Source organism: Pseudoalteromonas sp. MMG013 (assembly GCF_018100885.1).
Taxonomy (GTDB): Bacteria; Pseudomonadota; Gammaproteobacteria; order Enterobacterales; family Alteromonadaceae; genus Pseudoalteromonas; species Pseudoalteromonas aurantia.
The window spans coordinates 121,173-136,621 of the sequence record NZ_JAGJEE010000014.1; the positions used below are offsets into that span (position 1 = coordinate 121,173).

At 40.9% G+C, this 15,449-nt stretch carries 13 protein-coding genes and 2 pseudogenes; 2 read left to right on the plus strand and 13 right to left on the minus strand.

All coding sequences use genetic code 11. From position 1 onward, the window contains the following. Positions 1–2 precede the first annotated feature (2 nt). The gene (locus J8L98_RS14205; RefSeq protein WP_192507913.1) at positions 3–1,007 is read right to left on the minus strand and encodes a response regulator; all 1,005 of its coding nucleotides are present in this window, start codon (positions 1,005–1,007) and stop codon (positions 3–5) included. Between the two features lie 205 nt (positions 1,008–1,212). Between J8L98_RS14205 and tpx the strand changes: the two genes are divergently transcribed. Next, complete coding sequence (tpx, locus tag J8L98_RS14210; protein WP_210996932.1) at positions 1,213–1,794, plus strand: thiol peroxidase; 582 nt, start codon at positions 1,213–1,215, stop codon at positions 1,792–1,794. Between the two features lie 50 nt (positions 1,795–1,844). On the opposite strand, the gene adk is transcribed toward tpx, so the two are convergent. From adk to J8L98_RS14240, 6 genes are all read right to left on the minus strand, one after another. Then, the gene (adk, locus tag J8L98_RS14215) at positions 1,845–2,489 is read right to left on the minus strand and encodes an adenylate kinase (protein ID WP_192507915.1); all 645 of its coding nucleotides are present in this window, start codon (positions 2,487–2,489) and stop codon (positions 1,845–1,847) included. A 153-nt stretch (positions 2,490–2,642) separates the two neighbouring features. After that, positions 2,643–4,556 (minus strand): molecular chaperone HtpG, encoded by a 1,914-nt coding sequence (gene htpG, locus J8L98_RS14220; RefSeq protein WP_210996933.1) that lies wholly within the window; start codon positions 4,554–4,556, stop codon positions 2,643–2,645. A 362-nt stretch (positions 4,557–4,918) separates the two neighbouring features. Beyond that, a complete protein-coding gene (locus tag J8L98_RS14225; RefSeq protein WP_210996934.1) occupies positions 4,919–5,089 on the minus strand; it encodes a hypothetical protein in 171 nt (56 codons plus the stop codon). Between the two features lie 121 nt (positions 5,090–5,210). Then, entirely contained in the window at positions 5,211–5,861 is a 651-nt protein-coding gene (locus tag J8L98_RS14230; RefSeq protein ID WP_210996935.1) for an outer membrane beta-barrel protein, read from the minus strand. A 285-nt stretch (positions 5,862–6,146) separates the two neighbouring features. Then, complete coding sequence (locus J8L98_RS14235; protein WP_210996936.1) at positions 6,147–7,118, minus strand: Gfo/Idh/MocA family oxidoreductase; 972 nt, start codon at positions 7,116–7,118, stop codon at positions 6,147–6,149. Positions 7,119–7,133: 15 nt separating this feature from the next. Further along, positions 7,134–9,566 (minus strand): TOMM precursor leader peptide-binding protein, encoded by a 2,433-nt coding sequence (locus tag J8L98_RS14240; RefSeq protein ID WP_210996937.1) that lies wholly within the window; start codon positions 9,564–9,566, stop codon positions 7,134–7,136. A 130-nt stretch (positions 9,567–9,696) separates the two neighbouring features. Between J8L98_RS14240 and J8L98_RS14245 the strand changes: the two genes are divergently transcribed. Next, on the plus strand, positions 9,697–9,990 hold the full coding sequence (locus J8L98_RS14245; RefSeq protein ID WP_210996938.1) for a hypothetical protein: 294 nt from the start codon (positions 9,697–9,699) through the stop codon (positions 9,988–9,990). A gap of 32 nt (positions 9,991–10,022) precedes the next feature. Here the strand turns inward: J8L98_RS14245 and J8L98_RS14250 are convergent, their stop codons facing one another. The 6 genes and pseudogenes from J8L98_RS14250 to J8L98_RS14275 all read right to left on the minus strand — a co-directional run. Further along, positions 10,023–10,280, minus strand: a complete 258-nt coding sequence (locus J8L98_RS14250) for a hypothetical protein (protein WP_210996939.1) — start codon at positions 10,278–10,280, stop codon at positions 10,023–10,025. A 429-nt stretch (positions 10,281–10,709) separates the two neighbouring features. Then, positions 10,710–11,831, minus strand: a complete 1,122-nt coding sequence (locus J8L98_RS14255; RefSeq protein WP_210996940.1) for a heme-binding protein — start codon at positions 11,829–11,831, stop codon at positions 10,710–10,712. A gap of 354 nt (positions 11,832–12,185) precedes the next feature. Next, positions 12,186–12,998: a helix-turn-helix transcriptional regulator gene (locus J8L98_RS14260; RefSeq protein ID WP_210996941.1), complete on the minus strand. Its 813-nt coding sequence runs from the start codon at positions 12,996–12,998 to the stop codon at positions 12,186–12,188. An 813-nt stretch (positions 12,999–13,811) separates the two neighbouring features. Next, positions 13,812–14,483 (minus strand): FRG domain-containing protein, encoded by a 672-nt coding sequence (locus J8L98_RS14265; RefSeq protein ID WP_210996942.1) that lies wholly within the window; start codon positions 14,481–14,483, stop codon positions 13,812–13,814. A 227-nt stretch (positions 14,484–14,710) separates the two neighbouring features. Continuing rightward, positions 14,711–14,962, minus strand: a pseudogene (locus J8L98_RS14270) (IS5/IS1182 family transposase); the annotation flags it as partial. Between the two features lie 222 nt (positions 14,963–15,184). Next, positions 15,185–15,449 (minus strand): annotated as a pseudogene (locus J8L98_RS14275) (transposase); the annotation flags it as partial.

The following is a 15,449-nucleotide window of genomic DNA, read 5'->3' on the forward strand; positions in this document are numbered from 1 at the left end:
TTTTAATCTTCTAATAAGTATTCGACTTTATACTTTAAGGTCTTCAATGAGTCCTCGGTAAATAACAGCATTAAGTCACAATTGATGTTGTGGTTTTCTATTCCATAGCTAATTTCTATAGCAAGCGTGCGCTGCCATCTAGATTTATTGGCTTTTACCAGTTCAGACACATCGCAGTGCTGCCCCAGCACAACTGGGTGTCCTTGGCTAAATGGCATGTCGAGTTGTCGTGACAACCCAGTTAGAATAGACCCTATTAAGATGTTACTAATGTCCATCAACAGTTCAAGCTCAACTTTCTCGTTAAGTTCCCCGTGATAATTCATGAGTGAGGCTACTTCTTTGAAGCTAGAATCATTCAATAATAACAATGCTTCGCCCGATACCCCGCCGCCTATAAACCCTTGGCACACACCCGAAGTACTTGCGCTAGCATCAATTGCTTGCAAAGCCATGTGTAATTCACTCACTTCAAGCACATTGACATTGGGTATGGGTAACTCAACAAATACATTAAGCAATCGAGCTAATAAGTCACCGGCCTGCCCCATTGCAACATTGGTCAATTCTTGGTAAATGTCTCTAATTTCTGGGTCGAGTTGTTCACCGAGCTTATGAACCAAGCTCTCACGTATTGCGCGATCTCTGATCCCGTGATGCTCTATTATTTCAGCAAGCTTTGCTGCATCACAGGGTTTACGAATAAAATCGATCGCACCCAACTCAATAACGCGCTGATGTGCATTTGGCTGAATATCACCCGATACAACAACCGTTAAAACGTTTAAATCTTGGCTTTGAATTTCTTGTAATACACCATACCCATCCATGTGTGGCATATTTAAATCTAAGAATAAAATCTCTGGTGAACACTGTTTGATTTTTTCAATACAATCTAATCCGTGTTCAGCAAATTCAACCTTAATATCCCAATCCTCAGGCAACGAACGGGCCAATTGTCGGCGCGCTAATTTAGAGTCATCACATATTAAAACTAATGTTGACATAAAAGCTCTCTTTGCTCGAGTTGATCTCAATAGTCACTCAATTGAGACAATAGTGGTTATTATACTGTTTTTAGTGGCTCAATTTTACGGCTAATGTTAATAAAATACCTAACGATTTACAACGTGCTTATCCGGTAATACTTTGTTAGCGTTTTACAGTATAATACACTGACGCCAATTAAGATAACTCGAAAAGGAATACTTTATGCTGAAAGTCTCCATTATTGCTACAAGCCTCATCGCCATGAGCGCCTTTGCTTACGATTTACCAGAGAATACGATTGACTCAGGCAAAGTTCATGCACAAGACAAACCTGTAACCCTTTTAGGTAAAGGGGTTGCTGAAGGTCAACAAGCTCCTAACTTTAAAGTAGTTGATGAGGCATTTGTACCTGTGAGCCTATCTGATTTTAACGGGCAAGCGGTATTAATAAGTGTTGTACCAAGTTTAGATACTGGCATTTGTAGCCTACAGACGAAACACTTTAATGAACAAGTCGCAAATACCTATAAAGACGTAAAAATGTTAACAATTAGTGCTGATTTACCCTTCGCACAAAAACGTTTTTGTCAGCAAGAAAATATAGATAAAGTCACGACACTATCAGACTCAGTGTGGCGTAATTTTGGCGAGAACTACGGTTTATACATAAAAGATATGGGATTACTCAGCCGAGCGGTTTTAATTCTAGATAAAAATCATAAAATTGTTTATAAGCAATTAGTCAAAAACCTTGCCTCTGAACCTGATTACACACAAGTCATTGAACAATTAAAAGCACTATAAAAAAACCGCCAACAGGCGGTTTTTTCTTAATTTAAGCATCAATCAAGCAATTAGCCTAACAGCTCTGCAAGTTGACCGCTGACAGCTTCAACTGCCTGAGTACCATCTAATTTATGGTATTGCGTGTTACCTGAGTCAGCTTCCGCTTGGTAGTAGCTTACCAATGGCTTAGTTTGCTCATGGTAAATACCAAGGCGCTTTTTAACTGTTTCTTCAACATCATCAGGACGAATGATTAAGTCTTCGCCTGTCACGTCATCTTTGCCTTCAACCTTTGCAGGGTTATAAACAACATGATAAACACGACCAGAACCAGGGTGTACACGACGTCCGCCCATGCGCTCAACAATGATGTCATCAGCTACATCGAACTCAATAACGTGGTCAATGCTAATGCCATTGTCTTTCATTGCATCAGCTTGTGGAATTGTACGAGGGAAACCATCCAGTAAGAATCCTTTTGCACAATCGGCTTTAGCAATACGCTCTTTTACAAGGCCAATGATGATTTCATCAGAGACTAGCTGACCTGCATCCATCACTTTCTTCGCTTCAAGGCCTAAAGGCGTGCTTTCTTTGATAGCAGCGCGCAGCATGTCACCAGTAGAGATCTGTGGAATGCCGTGCTTTTCCATTAAGAATTGTGCTTGAGTGCCTTTACCTGCACCCGGTGCGCCCAAAAGGATAATGCGCATAATATGTTCCTCGTATCGGAGTTTATTTAAATTTGGTTGAATTTTTTCATAAGCGCTGATGTTTCTCAAGCAACTTATACTAATTGCTAAGGTTAATTCGTTATAGATAAAAAAAAGGGGCATAAAGCCCCTTTTTTACTTAACTAAAACTGCTTACTTGCTTAAATCAAGCATGAGCTTGTTCAAACGAGCAACAAACCCAGCAGGGTCTTTTAAGCTACCACGCTCTGCAAGTAACGCTTGGTCAAATAACACTTCTGACCACTGTACGAACTTGTCTTCATCTTGCTCAACATTTAGGTGTTTAACAAGCTGGTGCTCAGGGTTCAATTCAAATACAGGCTTAGACTCTGGTGCCGCTTGGCCCACAGATTCCATCAGCTTTTGCATTTGAGAACTCATGTCGTGCTCATCAGCAACAACACACGCAGGAGAATCAGTCAGACGATGCGTAAAGCGTACTTCTTTCACTTTATCACCAAGCACTTCTTTAATGCGCTCAACTAAGCCTTCAACTTCTTTTTCGCTCTCTTCTTGTGCTTTCTTCGCTTCTTCGTCATCTAACTCGCCTAAATCTAAATCACCACGTGTGATGGATTGTAGTTGCTTCTCATCAAGCTCAGTTAGATGGCTCATCATCCACTCATCAACACGGTCAGACAGCAATAATACCTCAATGCCTTTCTTGCGGAAGATTTCTAGGTGTGGAGAGCTCTTAGCTGCTTCAAAACTATCAGCAACAACATAATAAATCTTGTCTTGGCCTTCTTTCATACGCTCAACATACTGCTCTAACGACACATTCTGTGTCGCTTCATCTGTATGTGTAGAGCTAAAGCGCAATAGCTTAGCAATGGCTTCTTTGTTGGCTGAATCTTCTGCTGGACCTTCTTTGATCACTTGACCAAATTCATTCCAGAATGTTTGATACTCTTCAGGCTTGTTTTTGCCCATACGGTCAAGCATTTTAAGTACGCGAGATGTACAGCCTTTACGAATTGCTTGCGTGATCTTGTTATCTTGTAGAATTTCACGAGAAATATTCAGAGGCAAATCGTTTGAATCAAGTAAACCTTTTACAAAACGTAAGTAGCTCGGCATGAACTGCTCAGCGTCATCCATAATGAAAACGCGTTGTACATAAAGCTTTAAGCCTGTTTGACGGTCACGGTTGAACATGTCGAATGGCGCTTTCTTCGGAATATACAATAAGCTTGTGTATTCTGTTTTACCTTCAACCTTGTTGTGTGCCCATGTTAGTGGCTCTTCCCAATCATGACCTACATGCTTGTAAAACTCTTTATATTCTTCTTCACTGATCTCTGACTTATCACGAGACCAAAGCGCTGTGGCACGGTTAATAGCTTCCCACTCACCCGGGACCGCTTCAATTTTTTCACCCTCAGGGCCTTCTGACTCTGGCACTGGTGCTTTGAACATTTCAACAGGAATAGAAATATGGTCAGAGTATTTAGTCACAATACCGCGTAATCTGAAGTCGTCTAAGAACTCACCTTCGTCTTCACGTAAATGCAGCACGATTTCAGTACCACGACCTTCTTTTTCAACTTCAGCAAGCGTGTAATCGCCTTCACCTTGTGAATGCCATTCAACACCTGTGCTTTCACCCGCTTTACGCGTCGTTACAGTTACTGCATCTGCAACGATGAATGCAGAGTAAAAACCAACACCAAATTGACCAATTAACTGTGAATCTTGTGCTTGATCACCCGTTAAATTACTAAAGAACTCAGCCGTACCTGACTTAGCAATCGTCCCTAACGAGCTGATCACTTCTTCGCGTGTCATACCAATACCATTATCAGAAATGGTCACGGTATTCGCTTCTTTATCAACACTTACACGTACACGTAAATCTGCATCACCATCATAAAGGCTACCATCAGACAGTGCTAAAAAGCGCAGTTTATCCGCTGCATCTGATGCGTTAGATACAAGTTCACGTAAGAAGATTTCTTTATTCGAGTACAAAGAATGGATCATTAGGTTTAATAATTGTTTTACTTCTGTTTGAAAGCCTAATGTTTCTTTTTGAGCTGTGGTCATCGTTCTCTCCGTCTAACCAAATTGATACTAAATATTATGCAAAAGGATATGGGGGAGAGTTTTTCAAGTTCAAGGGGGAAATTATATTTTTATAATAAATCAAAACTAAAAAAGCCTTCATAGGCATTTGTTGCGCTTAATGGAGGTTGACCTTCCCCCGATTTTGTAAACCTCCGGTTTCCAGTTGATCCCTTTGGCAATTAAGCTCTGTATCTTATCATTCATCGATTGAAAGCGAGTTTGATACAATACCTACAAGTTGAGATTCAAAGCGCAATTCCCTAATTCTAGAAGCAGCTACTGGGGTTTCACCATCACCGATTATAACTTATTCAGAGGAATAGCCATTACGCCTATTGGAATCAAATTTTAGGTGTGTGTTTTTCATTACCAAGGTGCTCGGCAAGCTCCGCATTAAGTGCTGTTTCAACGGTCACCTTAGTTATCATTTTTCTAAAATCACCTAAGCCAGACTCTGACTTAGGTGATTTAGCTGCTTCACGAGAAAATGCCTGAAGCGCTTTTCTATCCATTTGTCTATCTTTCGCCATTTAAGGCTATAATTTAAACAATCATACAGAGTTAAATACAGTCTCTTTACAATCTGGGCTACAGCCAAGCGTTTGATATCATTTTGATACGCTCATTAGGCCTTTAAAATTCCCAACCAACTATAACTGAAAGATCTTTTACATCATGTTGATACTTGACTATTCCTGTATAATCATACTCTTTAGTTTCATTAATACTCAGCAATGAATATTCTAAACCTATATACAAGTTTTTCGTTAATTTATATTCAAAACCGAAGGAAATATAAATATCATTACCACTGCCACCACCGTTAGTAAGATCAGTAGGAACAAGCCGAGCCGGGATTTCACCTTTATACTTCCAATGCGCAATACCGACCCTTGCATTAACAATTAAACTTTCAAACAACTCAGTCTTACCTTTCAGACCAAACCTTACTGATTCGATATCTATTGGCAATCTAACATTAAAAGAACGATAAAAGCCATCACCCAATGAGGAAGGAATTGAAACTGTATAGTCATTAGTTGATTCACCGTGTTCATGCTTAGCTATTTCAACTATTATATTATCCGTAAGTTCTAAACCCAACCTTAAGCCAAAAGAGTCAGAATCTGATGACGATGAACGATTACCTCCTAAATCAAAATCTTGGTATGCATAAAGCTCATTTTTAGCCTTACCTATTAATACTTCTGAGACTATAGTCATTTCTGCCTTTGCATAAACAGGTAATGCTAGCAGTGCTCCCCCTAATATAGATTTCTTCATTATTTCCTTACTACTTAAACTAACCTTAAAAATACTTAACGAGCCTACAGAACGACTCGTATTGAATCAAAACTAAATAATCGGAGCACTTTACTGAAATTAAATTTTTTAACAATCAAAATGTTCCAAGCATTTTTCCCTTTAGTCACAACAAAATAGCTGCATCACCTTCAAGGGTACTTAGCTCTTTAATTGCCGGTGTCTTGAGTACCGCTTCCGCTCTGATTGAGCTGAGGGTTTTACACCTAGCACAATGAAATGCGCTAGGTGTAAAACAACACATCATTACGCTGCACAATTGTCTTTTTCTGGTGGTTGCAACGCCATCAATACTGTTTGCCATAGTCCACTCAACCCCAATAAGTAATCTGGCTGCTGATATACAGGCTGTGTTTCGCCTTGGGCAGTGGCAGCTAATGTTGCAATCGCCGCCAGATTACACTGATCTCTGTGGCTCATTAACTGCTGCTGACTCATAGGTGCAAGCTCAATAGGCATGTAGGTTTTCCACGACTCAGCAGGTAAGGAATGACTGGCAGGAAACCAGCTTAATGGGCCGGTGGTTTCACTGAGCGTCAAAGTACCATGAGGAAATAGCGCAGAGCACTGATGATTTAAAAACGTGGCGCTGCCATCATCTTCAACTGACGAAAAGTTTTGGCATAAAACAGAGACGGTGAGGTTGTTATTTTTGAGCATGACGGGCTGAAATGCCATTGGTTCGCCGCTATATTTGATGATTTCTAGCCCTTCAAACCCACCGAGTGCACGCCCTAGTAGATCCAGCGCCGAATATAAGGTTCTTAAGTTAGCCCCCATAGCATAATGCATACAGCCAAAACCCTGTTGATATGCGGCAAGTATGGATTGTAAAAAGGCTTGTGGGGCATATAAATCAGCAAAGTGGCCATTGACGTGAAAATAAACTTGCTGCTGCTTAGCAAGTGCCAGCGCTTCTTGCACAAACGCTTGGTCAACGGGGTGCTCACATAATACTGAGACGCCTTTTTTTAATAAATACAATACAATTGCTTTTCCTGCATCGCCCGATACAGCAACGCAAGCAATATCAATATTGTCAGTCGGCACAGTGGTAACATCAGTGTAATATGGTACCCCAATTTGCTTGGCAATTTGCTGAGAGTATTCACTTCCTTTTGATAGTACGCCAACACATGAGAAACTATCTTGCGGAAATTGACTTAATGCGCGAATGTAAGTGGAACCATAGTGGGTGCCACACACGAGTACTTTCATAATATAATCCTTTTTCTAAGCAATGGGATGTGGTTCTTTATTAACAGGCCGCCCTTGTAATAGCTTGCGTAGCCTTGGGTTATCTACCCGTTTAAATTGCTCACCAAAGTGAATGGGCTGCATATTGACACCGATGGCCCGCGCAACTCTAAAAGGACTTAACGCCATATCTGGAGACGTGACATCCACAATAGCAACCTCTACCCCCGCTTCATCTAGGCGCTGCTTGAGTTGGGTAACTTGCGTGATCGCTTCATAAGGCCAATCGTCCAGTGTTTTTGCTTCGCTTATAGGGCGACGCATAAACTCAAATGAAGCGAGCTGGCGCTTGCTAAAATAATAAGCCGCGTGATCTTCTAAACTTGTTACATCACTAACATGATGCGGAATTTTATGCCCCGAACGCATAAGTTGGCACAGGTAAGGCATCACATGTCCTTGTTCCAATAACGCCTTGCGCATGGCAACCTTGATATCCCCATGGGTGGCGAGCGCAACAGATGCCGCAGGGGTGCGATAACCATCACCAAGGGCTAGGCATACCACAGTTGGTACATGTAACCCCACATCCAATAAGTAGCATTCAAGTTCTACGCCGAGCTGAGTTAAGTCATCTATCATTACCCGCATTTTACCTTGGTTGAGCGACTCATAGCTGAGACGTTCGCAAGGTAATTGTGCATACCAAGTGAGCATCATGGCATCACGCTCAATTAATTCATAACAAGCTCTGAGCGCGGCATCATCATTGTCTTGGCCCGCTGCTAGCCCGTTGGAAGATACCTGACTAAACTGCTCTTTATAGGGGCAAGCAAAATTAAAATAGCTGACTAATGCAGGTACCCAAACAGGTTTATCGGTTGCTAACCAGCTACCACGACACCAGTGTATTTTTTGCTTTCTATGCCATTTGTGAAATGGAAAATTAGGGGTACTGTATTGCTTATTCGAATATAAAACTAAGGTATCTGGATCAACATAATCACCGTGTAACTGGCCAATTGAGGCATATTTAAAATCACTTAATTGGTATCGCGCCGCAGAGTAACGCTCCAGCGCCTCTCCTACCGCACTGATATGTGCAGAAATATGATCTAGCCCCTTACCAGAACCTACTTGACCTGAAGCTCTTGGGTCAAACTCGCCTTCAGTAAACGACGATACCCCAGCTGAAGCAGTAATAGGATAATCGGGTAAATGTGGTGCATGTCCTGTGAGCTGACGTACGATACCTGTTACCGAGTCTACCCAGCCTTCAAATAAAGATTTAAATTGCTCAACATCTTGTAGTTGATTAAGAGGGTTGGCAGCTGATTTTTTATCACGATGCATTGATAATGCATGATTCGTGGTATTGCTGTGGTCAAAGCCACACACTTCACACCAAGGAATAGGAATAATGGCATGCTTTTCTGATTGGTGTGTGACTAGGTTTTGTACAATAACATGGGACGATAACGCACTTTCAGTATAACCCCAAAGGATTTTTAATGCCTCCATTGCTAGTTGTTGGCCGGTGATGGCAGACATAGGTGTCAACATACTGCGGGCACGGCCATCACGATTTTTATTATGGCTTTTTTCTATTTCGTGTGCCAATTCTCCATGCTGCTCAGTACCTAGTTTTCTGAGTCTTAAGCAATTCCAGCATGAGCTCGAGGTGGTATCACTTAAATTAACAACGGGACCTACCCAGCTTTCTAAGCCATTCAAGTGACCATAAATCGCTTTAATCGCGTATTGATGTACATATTCAGATACTTTATGTGACCAAAAGTTAGCGTCTTTACCTAAAGTGATAATGGCTAAATCCCAGTCATTTGAAGGACAACCTAAGTTATTATTATCACAACTCAGCTCAGAATGGCTGATCTGCATCCACGGATTACGCTGTTGTAGTACGGTTTTAAACACCTGTGCTCTTGGTTTACCAATATCTTCAGGCGTAAGAAAGCGATGACACGTTAAGTCATCACAGGTGATATTTTCTTTATCTAATAAATGAATATGGCCTACACCTGCTGTACCTAGCTCCTCTAACAATGTAACAGCCCAAGGTTCAAGGCCTACGACTAATACTCGACAAGGAGTGAGAGAATAGATTTGATCTTGGCTATGTGGCATTTGGCCTGCTTGATGCCAAGGGCGTAAAAAGCGTGTTTGTACTAAACCTGGTGGTCTAAACTCTCGTTGCTCAGAAACTTCTTCTAGTAAACCATATTGGTTAAGCATTTGTAGGACTGCCTGAATACTCGCATCACCATATTCAGGTAAGTGTGTGCAGATTTCAGCTTGAGTCAGCGCCCCGTCCAATAGCGGCAAGACTTTTTCAACAAAGTCTGAAGTATCTCTACCGTGAACTTGAAAGTCTCCCAAATCTGAACTTAATAACACACCGCTGCTATTGGGAATAATGCTCGCAGCTGGCGTTAATCTTAGTTTTTTCATAAATTAAACATCCAATTTCTAAGGACATTCCCTGAGTTCAGCTCAGGGAATGTCAATAACTGCGCTAACCGCCGGTACTACACGGTGTGCAAGTTACACACTGTAAACATTGCAAACACTGCGGGGCACATTGATAACATTGCACACATTGCGGGGCGCATTGGAAACACTGCGCACATTGCGTGGCGCATTGAAAACACTGCGCACATTGCGGGGCACATTGGAAACACTGCGCGCATTGCGAGGCGCATTGGAAACACTGCGCACACTGCGGGGCGCATTGATAACACTGCGCGCAGAAATTCACGGCACAAGGAGTGCAGGTATCACATTGAGTAACCGGCGCGCATTGTTGGCAGAAATTCACGATACATGGATAGCAAGTCTCACACTTAGTGATGGATGCACACTGCTGACATTGTAAATTTTGACCTGGCTGGCATGTCACACAGAACGTCACCACACATGGATAACAAGTGTCACACTGAGTGATCGGCTGGCATTGTTGACAGAAATTAACGACACATGGGTAGCAAGTGTCGCACTGAGTAATAGGCGCACATTGCTGACAAAGGGTAACAACACACGGGTAGCAAGTGTCGCATTGAGTGACTGGTCCACACTGCTGACATTGTAAGTTTTGACCCTGCTGACATAGTGCACAGAAATTAACAATACAAGGGTAACAGGTGACACACTTAGCGACAGGCTCACATGTTACACACTTGTAATTTGCATCACATTGCACGCAGGCAACACAAGGTGTTGGTGGGCCTAAAGGTTGATAGCTAGTACCAACCGGTGCGCATATAGCACACAATGTAGTGGTACATGGTGCACATAAAATTGTCGGTGTGATACAAGGAGTACAAGGTGTACAGTAATAACATACCGCACAATCTGCGATTCCTGGAGGGTTGCAGCGTGTTTCTAATGCTTTGACTTTAGAAGTGAGCTCTGTCACTTGTAATTGGAGTTCTTTAATTGCTTGTTCGCTCATGTTACTTTCCTTAAAGTTTATTTAATTGTCTTGTTTGGTATCGCATACCAAAAACAACTTGGTTTGCTGCTTGCCGAATGTATGTCACAAGTGGCAAACAAAATGTCTTGAACAGACATATTCAGCACAGTGCAATAACGTGTTTATTGCACTTTAAATAGGGTATTAGCAGTAATGTGTGGAAACTTATAACGGGTGCGTTTGCCGGGGTCTTTGCCATTAATCAAACTGAAGTCCAAAGTAATATCTTGGGTGTACTGCAGCATATCTAGGCCATTAGACAGTCTTTCTAACCACAAAGTAGTTTTGAATCGAGGTACGTCTGCATGTGCTTTCATAAATGGTGTATTGGCAATATTACCATCTGTTTCTGTATCAACATCCAGCACAGTGGTCTCGACCACCTCTATGCCTTGTTGATAAAGGCTATCTAAAGCAACTTGCAGCACAATATTGGGGTTAACATTGGGGTTTTCAGGAATATCAACACCATATGGGACTTTAAAACTGTTACCGCCAGCCGTTGGCAAGGCATTAGCAACAGGAATACTCGGCGCACCTCCAAAACTGTCGTGATGACCAATAGCCAGAATAGAATTACCATGAGGAACTGAAACCTGTTTTACGATAGTTCGGTTCTGCTCTTGCTGAGGTAATGGGTCGGGGGTATCTGGGACCCATGGCGCTATGTTCAGAGTTCCTTGTCCTTGAGGCGCCGTCACCTGATGTAGCCAGCTCCCATTTTCAGCATGCACAAGCTCATCTTTTTGAGGGCCATCGGCAAAAAACACCCGCTGTGAGTAAAAAATAGTGTATGCATCTTGTTCATAATTACCTGCCCGATTAGCGACTTTTCCCTGAATGGCACTAAACGTCATGACTTCATAATAAGAGATATTTTTTAAGATAAACCCATTAGGAGCGTTGTCTTGCGGGATAGGCATGACATTAAACCCCCCGTATCGTGTACTGACCCAAGTACCGATTAAACTCGCTAATGGTCCGAGTTTTTCAAGAATGTCACATTTTTGATCGCCGCCACCGGCTGCAATCAGCGGTATATTAAAATCAGGGATAAAATGAGGTTGTTGTGGATTAGTGGCTTTATCGGTGCAGTTATTAAGCGGTTGTGGAACACAGGTAGCGCAACGTAAAATGGCGTTGTGCGCATTTGATGGAGAACATTGTTTATTGAGATCTTCAAATGCAGATTGAAGTTGCGCGACTTCAACTTGTAATTGCGCAATAGGATCTGGCTTGCTCATAGTTTACTTTCCTTGCTGTGCATAAATTAACGGTTGATTAATTTTTCATCAGCTTTTGAGTATATCAGCAAGGGTTTTTTAGGGTATTACACTCCATTACACAAAAAATAAGCGTTTTTCACTGGCACACATATGCATCGCTATTACTGCCTGAGATAGATGTTACCTCTATTAGTAATTACAATTTGCCTTCGCCATGAAAAACAAGCAATTTTAGATGAAGGTCGTCTTAGGTAAGATCTCCAACGTCTCCGACCTCATTGGTTTTTTGAACCCATTGGTTTTGAGTGGCATTTCAAAGTCGAAGTTAATCTTATTATTACAAACCCCTTTAGCCACTCTGTTACTTCTGTTTTAGTGTGAACCTGATTCTTGCAGATTACTTTTTTGTTCCGTACTAATTATCATTGTTAATAATAAGGCACAAGACATAGCCCAGCCAATATACACCAAAGATGTAAAATTATAATGAATAATAGTAATACTGTGTAATCCAAAAGTATGTCGCGCAAAAAGCTCGATAATAGCTAGTATATAAATCATTGATAGATATATAAATATCCAATGGAACAGTCCATCGAAATAGGTAAGCTCAATTTTTTTAGAGTGAGATAAAATTCTTGATAGTTGTACCCTAAAAATTAATATAATGACTGAAGTGACACTAATAATAAGCTGAACACCATAGATCAAACTACCATGCAATACTCTATTCTTACCAGCCGTACTTAAATCAATAATTCCAAAAGCAAAGATTATATAGTCTACTAAATTAACAAAAAGTAGTATCAGTGCAATATGCAGAACATTAGGGTCTTTTTTGATTGCCCCATAAAAAGCGGTTATGGCTATGATTGCCATGTAAATCTCGGCCGTTACTTTTGGTCCCAAAACTAGGCTAATTAATAGAACAAGTGAAATAAAGTCTATCAATTTAGATTTATTATTATACGTTTGGTTACGCACTTCTTTAATCTGGCGGAGTAAAGCACTAAAATCAAGTTGACAGCATTGAAACCATCGGAATAATTTTTTTGAAGGTATATCACTCACGCCTAGTTCATAATTAATGACTGTTTTTCGATCACACTCTAGTTTCTTCGACATAGTTTCTTGAGAAATACCAGCTTTTAGTCTCATAGCCCTTAAATCATCACCATTAATCACGTCCTTTCCCTTTTTATTATGATGGGGAGATTTCTCCCCATCTATACACACATAATATTAACAATGGTGAGGTTATGTTAAAAAACCAGGTGTATTAAACTTTCTAGCGTTATAAAAATAGTGCTACAGCCATGCAGGGCTGTGTCATAGAAGATATTTCGAAAAAGTGAAAAGGTCAACGTTTTATTTACATAACAGAGTTGTTTGCATATTTAATCGCGATTGCTGATGAGTGTAGAACACTGAGCGCCCGTTTAACTTTTTAAAAAGGAACAACAACAGTAATGGGACAGGCACATCTAACTGGATAAAAGGCTGAGCATCAATCAATTGGGTGAGTGAATAGCTATTAAGCTATAACCTGATCATATGCCTAACGACCAAAGCCATTTGGCTTGATTAGACGCTCAGTGCGCGTGCATTAATACAACAAGCAAAGTCGTTTACACCTGACTTGAGCCTGAAACTAACTGGATCACAATAATGAAACCAGCCGCTTTGAATAGTGCCTTGATTGGGTTAACCGATGAATGTCTCGGCTCTGGCGTCCTGCTTCGCTCTACTACCTAAATCCTTTTAGGCATAGTGCCCCTGCGAATCCAGAAGGAAGTAGGTAAAAGTAGACAGCGATGAGATCGCAATAAGAGAGCCTCACTATGTGTTTGCCGTAAGCAACCTGCTTAACTGCAACATCGACAGACTAAGTAAACGAATTTGTTTATTGATTTAGAGTTGGCCGTCACTGTATAAGAACGGCCAAAAAGAACATTAGTGCCTATTGACAGAGTTAAGGCTTATATGTGTTATACGCTTTTAGCCTCGAACAATAAATTTAACGTATTGCGCAAGACCATCAAGATCTGGAAACATAGACGCATGATGTACACCTAACTTTTCTAAATCGTAAATGAAACCATACTTATGCCTACCCAAAAATTTAATTGTGTATAAGTTCTCAGGAATGTAGGGCTCTTTGTAATTAGGGTGTATCGTATGCACTCCTGATTGTGCCCTAACTCTTGGAGTAGGAATTGTAGGCAAAAAAGCCTGAGTACTTTTAACATCAAAAGGAGATGTATTGCTTTTATCAATTTCTAACCAGTTTTCAGGGTAAAATGCGTACACTACACCATCTGTATTCGAGCTATTTCCTATCGATGCAAAGTAAAGTGCAACTAAAGCATTTCTTGTCCAATCCATTAACCGAGTCGGCAATCCATGATGCTGTGCGACTATTAGCTTTTCCCAATCATCAACAGGCTTATAATAGTCAAATTCTGTCGCATAAGTATCAAATAAATTTAAGAGCCTTTCTTCCTCTCTAATAGATAGATGCTTTTTTCTACCTAGGCTTGTTATTAGTTGGTGATTTTGATCATTTACCCCCCGATATAAAGCGGAACGATCAAATTTCCGTGCAATATATACAAACTCTTCGATTGAACTGATTGAGTACTCTTTTTCAGGTGGAGCAATTCTTAACATTTATTGATCTTTCCTTAATATTGCCAAATTAAACTGACATGCAGAATAAGAGTATAACGCCGTGCTCTGCGGAAATTTAGGAGCACTAGCGAGTAAATTTTGATCTTCACCCGATAAAATGGACACCGTCCACTATTGAAGTAACTGCTAACTCAAACTCAGCAGGTGTTTTATATCCTAAACGGCCTTGTTGATCAAATAGCTAACTACCAATCAATTTCTCAGTTTTAACTTTGTTGCTGATATTTGGGCATACCTAGCCCAGTCATTTTATTTATTGCCTTCACTTTAATCATCGTTTCTGTATGCTGACTATTAAACTGGCGACTTTTTAGCTTATCACCCATTAATTGTTTAAAACGATACATCGCCGTCTCGGCAAGTGAACGAAGATGGTACCCTGAATTCACTTTCCACTGCGTTAACCCTGTTTGGTGCATCATAAATACGGCATTGTTTCTGGGGTGTCCTTCTTCCCAGTATTGGGAACAGAGAAACAGTGACACCCACTCAAAAAATTAAAACCAATCAGCAGGCAATGTTCTACCTGAGATATCGCCTAGTTAGTAACATTGAATTAACTACATGTGCTATAAGCTCAAAGGTAGGGATAATTGAACTCATGCCCAGCAACAAGGCACGGCTAACCCGCCAAACCATGGTGTGTTGGTTATATAGTAATTATCTTTGTGGTATAAACATTAGGCCAGTAACTTTTCACATTGCTTATAATTAGCGCGCCGTTTTATTTCTAGGCTCGCGCAATAATTATCAAGCTTTTGGGGTCGCCCTACTGCGCCATGGAATACTTTGGTAAATTGTGTGGTGAGTTTTTGCCAGTTTTCTGGGGCAATGTTGAGCCTGTCTAAAATTGGGGAGTTGATTGGATTGATAGCGCCACGTTTGTCTGTTCGCATACATCTGCCTGTTAGCTCAACAAGTTCTAAATACGACTTTAATTCAAAA

What these genes read in the sequence shown, in the direction of transcription:
- J8L98_RS14205 (WP_192507913.1), bottom strand. Translation starts at nt 1,007, where the DNA reads ATGTCAACATTAGTTTTAATATGTGATGACTCTAAATTAGCGCGCCGA.
- tpx (WP_210996932.1), top strand. Translation starts at nt 1,213, where the DNA reads ATGCTGAAAGTCTCCATTATTGCTACAAGCCTCATCGCCATGAGCGCC.
- adk (WP_192507915.1), bottom strand. Translation starts at nt 2,489, where the DNA reads ATGCGCATTATCCTTTTGGGCGCACCGGGTGCAGGTAAAGGCACTCAA.
- htpG (WP_210996933.1), bottom strand. Translation starts at nt 4,556, where the DNA reads ATGACCACAGCTCAAAAAGAAACATTAGGCTTTCAAACAGAAGTAAAA.
- J8L98_RS14225 (WP_210996934.1), bottom strand. Translation starts at nt 5,089, where the DNA reads ATGGATAGAAAAGCGCTTCAGGCATTTTCTCGTGAAGCAGCTAAATCA.
- J8L98_RS14230 (WP_210996935.1), bottom strand. Translation starts at nt 5,861, where the DNA reads ATGAAGAAATCTATATTAGGGGGAGCACTGCTAGCATTACCTGTTTAT.
- J8L98_RS14235 (WP_210996936.1), bottom strand. Translation starts at nt 7,118, where the DNA reads ATGAAAGTACTCGTGTGTGGCACCCACTATGGTTCCACTTACATTCGC.
- J8L98_RS14240 (WP_210996937.1), bottom strand. Translation starts at nt 9,566, where the DNA reads ATGAAAAAACTAAGATTAACGCCAGCTGCGAGCATTATTCCCAATAGC.
- J8L98_RS14255 (WP_210996940.1), bottom strand. Translation starts at nt 11,831, where the DNA reads ATGAGCAAGCCAGATCCTATTGCGCAATTACAAGTTGAAGTCGCGCAA.
- J8L98_RS14265 (WP_210996942.1), bottom strand. Translation starts at nt 14,483, where the DNA reads ATGTTAAGAATTGCTCCACCTGAAAAAGAGTACTCAATCAGTTCAATC.